This window comes from Microbacterium sp. 69-10 (assembly GCF_001897945.1).
Lineage (GTDB): Bacteria > Actinomycetota > Actinomycetes > Actinomycetales > Microbacteriaceae > Microbacterium.
Genome location: NZ_MKRT01000034.1, coordinates 30,763 through 37,005, shown reverse-complemented (window position 1 = coordinate 37,005; position 6,243 = coordinate 30,763). Strand labels below are relative to the sequence as shown.

The following is a 6,243-nucleotide window of genomic DNA, read 5'->3' as shown; positions in this document are numbered from 1 at the left end:
CCACAGACACCCCGACACCAACCCCCACAGACACCCCGACACCGACACCCACGCCCTCCACCGACCCGGTACAGCAGGCCTACATCGCGGTCTTCCAGCGCCCGGACGATGTCGGCCTCACCGGCGCTTTCAGCGGCATCTCGGAACCCGAGCTTGCCGACCTGCTTGCGGCCGCGGCGGGCACACCGAATGTCACATTCCCTCTCCTCAACCGCTCGGGACTGGCGCTCGCCCTCGCGGAGCGGCCGTCTACGAACGAGGCGGCCGCTGCATCCCAGCTGCTGTCGCCGGTGGTCTCCAGGCTGCCGGGTGTGACCGTGAACGAAATCTCGCTCACCGCGTTCGATCTCGAAGGTGCTCTGCGCGCTGTCCAGGATCAGCGTGTCCCGCGGCTCGACCAGCAGCTGTCCTCCCAGGTCACAGATGTGCAGAAACGCAACGCCCGCGTGGTCACGCTCAACGCGGCCATCACGGCCCTGAATGCATACGTCGCCGGGCCGACTGATGAGTCCCTGGCCACTGCGATCGCGGCCGCACGCCCGGCCGTGGAGTCGCACGTTCTCCTTTCGGCGACGTCGGACTCCACCGAGGTGAGAACGGCCGCTGCCGACCTCATCGCAACGCTGCGCTCAGAACTCGACGCCGTCACGAACACTCAGCAGATGGATATGTTGCGGCTGTCCAGCCTGATCGACAAGCGCAGTGAAGCGGCCGACGTGATGTCCTCATTCCTGACGAAGATGCAGGGTTCGCAGTCGTCCGTCATCGGCAACATGCGATCGACCCCGATATCGCTCGGCACTGTCCAGTGGGACCGCGCCGCCATCACCGGCAGCTTCGACCTCACCGGCGTCACGAACGGGGAGCACCACCTCATCCTCAGCTTCGACGACATCGGCCTCACCGTCGTTGCCGCGGTGACCGTGCAGCGCAATGAACTCGCCGCGACCGGAGGCGAGTTGAGCCCGGCGCTCTGGGTCGGGGCAGCACTGCTCGTGCTCGGAGCGGGCGCACTGATCGGCTCATCGCTCCGGACGCGGCGCCGTACGCGCGTCTGATGCGGTGACACGGGCGGAGGCCGCCGGCGCCATCGGCGCGGGCGGTCTCGGGCGAGCTCGAGCTCGAGCTGGCGATGCTCCCCATCGTCCGCGAGACTTGTCGCGGTCTCCTCACCGGACCGGGCATCGGGATTGACGACGAGAATGACAACGTCGCCCGTCTCCCCTCAACCCCAAGGAACCGATCGCTGACGCATACTTTGACAACAACCGGCCAGGCGGTGGTGGCCTTCATCATCATCAAGCAGAGCTACCTCGACCAGCACTCGCCCGAGGGCCTGGTGGCCCAGCTGCGCGGCTGGGTCGGCGAGCAGATCGGCCCGATCGCCCGTCCCCGCGACGTGTACATCGTGAACGAGCTGCCCAAGACGCGCTCCGGCAAGATCATGCGCCGCCTGCTGCGCGACGTCGCCGAAGGCCGCGAGGTCGGCGACACCACGACCCTGGCCGACGCCATGGTCATGACCACCATCACGAGCCAGGTCAAGTAGCGCGCGGATGCAGAAGGCGGTCCCTCCCGTTCGGGAGGAACCGCCTTCTGCTGCCCGGATGCCGTGGTCAGGCGAGGAGGAATGCGACCTCGACCTCGACGGGGGTGTCCAGCGGCAGCACGGTCACGCCGACCGCGGCGCGGACGTGCTTGCCCGCGTCGCCGAAGATCTCGCCGAGCACCTCGCTCGCCCCGTTGATCACACCGGGCTGGCCGGTGAACGACGGATCGGATGCCACGAAGCCGCCGACGCGGAGCACTCCGGCGAGCCTGTCGACTCCGCCGGCGGCAGCGGCCGCCGCAGCGACGGCGTTCAGCGCGCAGGTGCGGGCGTAGCCCTTGGCAGCATCCGCGTCGACCTCCGCGCCGACCTTGCCGGTCTCGGGGAGCGCGCCGTCCACGAACGGCAGTTGGCCGGAGGTGTACACGACGCCGCCGTGCACGACGGCGGGGACGTACGCGGCCACAGGGGCGGCGACGGCGGGAAGCTCGATGCCGAGCTCCTCGAGGCGGGTGGCGATGCTCACTTGGTGTCTCCTTCGAACTGACGTGCCGCTTCCGCGGCGGCGGCGAGGCCGGTGTTGGCCGCCTGATCCTGGTTGACCGGGCGCTTGAAGTAGGCGACCAGACCGCCCTCGGGACCCTGGACGACCTGCACGAGCTCCCAGCCCTGCTTGCCCCAGTTGTTGAGGATGGCCGCGGTGTTGTGGATCAGCAGCGGCGTGGTCAGATACTCCCACGTGGTCATGGCACTCCTGCGTGTCGTCGACGCGCGGGGCGATCCGTTCGTCGAGGCTTCTATTCAGGCAACTCCCCTAGCATCAAGCGTATGCCTCAAAAGAATCGGACGCTGAAGGGCGTGCTCGGCGGACTGATGGGCCTCGTCGGCCTGAGCGCCGTCGCCGGAGTGCTGGCCACGGCCGCTGTCACCCCCGCCATCGCCATCGCCGGCGTCAGCGGATCCCAGGCTCTCTCGATCTTCGAGAACCTGCCTGACAGCCTGACCCCCGGCACGCCGATGGAGCCGACCGTCTTCTACGCGACGGGCACCGACGGCCAGCCGTTCGAGCTGGCACGGTTCTTCGACCAGAACCGCGTGCCGGTGAACTTCGATCAGGTCTCCCCGCTGCTGTACGACGCGATCCTCTCCAGCGAGGACAAGAGCTTCTACGAGCACGGCGGCGTGAACCTGGGCGCGACCGTCAAGGCCGTGTACGACAACATCCGCGGCACGTCGTCGCGCGGTGCGTCGACCATCAGCCAGCAGTTCGTGAAGAACGTGCTGATCCAGCAGTGCGAGCAGAACGTGTCGCCCGGCGACAAGAAGTACGCCGAGAAGCTCAACGCGTGCTGGAGCGACGCGACCAACGCCGTCGGCTCCGACGGCGTTGAGCGCAAGCTGCAGGAGATGCGCTACGCCATCCAGATCGAGAAGGACTACTCGAAGAACGACATCCTGCTCGGCTACCTGAACATCGCCAACTTCGGCGGTCAAACCTACGGCATCGAGGCGGCGTCGAACTACTACTTCGGCACCACCGCGGCGAACCTGACGCTCGACCAGGCGGCCACCCTCGCGGGTGCGGTGCAGAACCCGAACCGGTTCCGTTTCGACAAGCCGGGCGGCTCCTGGACCGACAGCTCCGGCAAGGCGCGCAACTCCGCGGAGGACGGCTACAAGGACACCAAGTTCCGGCGCAATTATGTGCTCGACCGCATGCTGATCGACGGCAAGATCACCAAGAAGCAGCACGACGACGCAGTGGCGCTGCCGATCACCCCGAACATCCACCCATCGACCCAGGGCTGCCAGGCGGCGGGTCAGCAGGGCTACTTCTGCCAGTACGTGAAGAACGTGATCGAGGGCGACAAGACCCTGGGCGCCGACAAGCTCCGCCGCGGCGGCATGAGCGTGTACACCTCGCTCGACATGCGCGTGCAGCAGCCGGGCAACGAGGCGATGGCGAAGTACGCGCCCGTCTACGTCGAAGGCAAGAGCTTCGGCACCTCGGGTGTGTCGATCGAGGCCGACACCGGCCGCATCCTCTCCATCGTCCAGAACACCACGTTCAAGGACACCGCCGACGCCAACAAGGCCCTGGGCGAGACCGGACTGGTGTACGCCGCGGACTACGCGCACGGCCGGTCCGAGGGCTTCGGCGTTGGATCGACCTACAAGATCTTCACCCTGGTCGAATGGCTCAAGCAGGGGCACTCCGTGAACGAGGTGCTCGACGGACGCTGGCAGCTGTTCACGCCCTTCACGGTCTGCGGCAAGAAGGAGCCGAACAAGGACAAGACCAAGAACTTCAACAGCAATCCGGGTTACAAGGGCACGGTGATGCAGTTCACCAAGGCCTCGCTGAACACCGGCTTCTATGCCATGGCACAGCAGCTGGACCTCTGCGACATCAACGAGACGGCGACCTCGATGGGCGTGCACTACGGCAACGGCAAGCCCGTGACCGAGCCCGAGGGCCCGAACGACCTGGCGCCGAACGGTCCCTTCGCGACGACGCTCGGCTCGAAGCACATCGCGCCGATCCAGATGGCCGGTGCGTACGCGACGGTCGCCAACAACGGCGTGTACTGCACGCCGCGCGCGATCGACAAGATCGTCGGCTCCGACGGCAACGACATCCCGCTTCCCGAGTCCTCCTGCACGCAGGTCATCTCGCCCGAGGTGGCGGCGACGGCGGCATACGCTCTGCAGGGCGTCATGAACGGCGGCACCGGAGGCCCGGCGAACCCCTATGACGGCACCCCGCTGATCGGCAAGACCGGTACCAACCAGGACGCGGGCACCGCCATGGCGATGTCCAGCACCAAGGTCGCCACCTTCGTCTACGCCGGTAAGGTCGAGGGCCCCGAGTACAAGCTCTCCCGGATGTCTTACAACGGCAAGCCGATGAACCAGATCCGGTACAACCTGTCGAAGGCCATGCAGCGCGCCGCTGATGACGTCTACCCGGGCACGAAGTTCACGACTCCGGACAAGAACCTGACGCGTCAGGTCCTGAAGGATCTGCCGAACGTCGTGGGCATGCCCATCGATCAGGCGACCACGACCCTCGAGGACGCAGGGTTCTCCGTGCAGGTCGGCGCGCCCGTGGACAGCACAGTCGGTGCCGGACTGGTCGCGACGCAGACGCCGGGTGCCGGCCAGGTGCCCGCAGGCACGACCGTCACACTCTCGCCGAGCACGGGCAATCCTCCAGCAGCGAATGTGCCGAACGTGGTGGGCGCCAAGTTCAGCGATGCGAAGAAGGCACTGGAGGATGCCGGGTTCAGTGTCGACGACAAGGGATGCAACGGCGGCTCTCCCGTGACTGCCCAGAACCCGCCGGGCGGCTCCCCCGCGCCGCCGGGCAGCACGGTGTCGGTGGTCTGCATCGGAAACGGGCATTGACCTCGCGAGGTTCCACGCACCCGGCCCTCATCGCGCTCGGCGCGGTGGGGGCCGCGGGCGTCGCGGCGACGGTGTGGGGCGTCGGCGTCGAACGGTACCTGTTCACCGTCCGTGAGGTGACCGCCCCGGCGCTCGCTCCGGGGAGCCGTCCCGTGCGCGTGCTGCATCTGTCGGATGCCCACATGGCGCCATGGCAGCACCGCAAGCAGCGCTGGCTGGCGTCGCTCGCCGCACTCGAGCCCGATCTGGTGGTGAACACCGGCGACAACCTCGGGCATCTCGACGGACTCACCGGCATCCGGCGTGCCTTCGAGCCCCTCGCGGGGATCCCCGGAGTGTTCGTGCATGGTTCGAACGACGTGCAGGCCCCGTCCCCGCGCAATCCGTTCAAGTACTTCCTGGGCCCGTCGAGCGGAGCGAAGCGGATCCAGTCGCTCGACACGGATGCCATGGATGAGTACTTCACGGCGGAGCTCGGCTGGCACGATCTGAACAACGCCGCGGCGCGGCTGGAGGTCGCCGGGAACAGCATCGACTTCCTGGGGGTCGACGACGCGCATCGCGACTGGGATGAGCTGGAGGCGCTCCCCTCGGCTCTCGACGCGCTCGGTGAGCGGCCCGCAGGGTCTTCCGTCATCGGCGTGACGCACGCGCCGTACCAGCGCGTCCTGAACCGCTTCGTGGAGCTCGGGGCTGATGCCGTGTTCGGCGGCCACACGCACGGCGGCCAGGTGTGCCTCCCGGGCTACGGGGCGCTGGTCGCGAACTGCGACATCCCGCTGAAGCAGGCCAAGGGACTGAGCACCTGGACGCGCGGCAGGCGCACCGTTCCCCTGAACGTGAGCGCCGGCTGCGGTCACTCGATCTATGCGCCCGCGCGCTTCGCGTGCCGCCCCGAGGCGACCCTGCTGACCCTGACGGCCCGCAGCGCCTGAGACCGCGCACCGAGGTGCAGCCGGAGTCACCGCTGGAGAACGTCGTTCCCGGCAGGCAGCACCCGCGACGCGCGCGGGCGACCGATGCACGCTCGCCGATTCGTCGTTGAGGCCGTTCGCATGTAGACTCGAACGGTTGCAACAACGGGGTGTGGCGCAGCTTGGTAGCGCGCTTCGTTCGGGACGAAGAGGCCGCAGGTTCAAATCCTGTCACCCCGACTCAACGCCGCAGGACCCCGCCCGGAGGGCGGGGTCCTGCGGCGTTTCCGTCGCTGTGACAGAGGGGCCCGCCGCGCAGGAGGCTCCGCCCGCCGCCACTCCCCGCAACGCGACGAACCTCCCCGACCAGCG

Annotated in this window: 4 protein-coding genes, 1 tRNA gene and 2 pseudogenes; 5 read left to right on the top strand and 2 right to left on the bottom strand. The window is 67.8% G+C overall.

The window, feature by feature from the left end; all coding sequences use genetic code 11:
• Both BGN97_RS18430 and BGN97_RS18425 read left to right on the top strand, forming a co-directional pair.
• Positions 1 to 1,058, top strand: a pseudogene (locus BGN97_RS18430) (hypothetical protein); the annotation flags it as partial.
• A 206-nt stretch (positions 1,059 to 1,264) separates the two neighbouring features.
• Positions 1,265 to 1,549: pseudogene (locus tag BGN97_RS18425) on the top strand (acetyl-coenzyme A synthetase); the annotation flags it as partial.
• A 67-nt stretch (positions 1,550 to 1,616) separates the two neighbouring features.
• Here the strand turns inward: BGN97_RS18425 and BGN97_RS18420 are convergent.
• Positions 1,617 to 2,075 carry a RidA family protein gene (locus tag BGN97_RS18420; protein ID WP_292704779.1) on the bottom strand — a complete coding sequence of 153 codons (459 nt, stop codon included), beginning with the start codon at positions 2,073 to 2,075 and terminating at the stop codon, positions 1,617 to 1,619.
• Positions 2,072 to 2,296: a hypothetical protein gene (locus tag BGN97_RS18415; RefSeq protein ID WP_292704777.1), complete on the bottom strand. Its 225-nt coding sequence runs from the start codon at positions 2,294 to 2,296 to the stop codon at positions 2,072 to 2,074. Before BGN97_RS18415 ends, BGN97_RS18420 begins: the two co-directional genes overlap by 4 nt.
• Before the next feature lie 81 nt (positions 2,297 to 2,377).
• Here BGN97_RS18415 and BGN97_RS18410 point away from each other — a divergent pair, with 81 nt between their 5' ends.
• The 3 genes from BGN97_RS18410 (at position 2,378) to BGN97_RS18400 (ending at position 6,111) form a co-directional block, all read left to right on the top strand.
• Complete coding sequence (locus BGN97_RS18410) at positions 2,378 to 4,957, top strand: transglycosylase domain-containing protein (protein WP_292704775.1); 2,580 nt, start codon at positions 2,378 to 2,380, stop codon at positions 4,955 to 4,957.
• A complete protein-coding gene (locus tag BGN97_RS18405) occupies positions 4,954 to 5,892 on the top strand; it encodes a metallophosphoesterase (RefSeq protein ID WP_292704774.1) in 939 nt (312 codons plus the stop codon). Before BGN97_RS18410 ends, BGN97_RS18405 begins: the two co-directional genes overlap by 4 nt.
• A 145-nt stretch (positions 5,893 to 6,037) precedes the next feature.
• Positions 6,038 to 6,111 (top strand) — tRNA-Pro (locus BGN97_RS18400).
• The last annotated feature ends 132 nt before the right edge of the window (positions 6,112 to 6,243 follow it).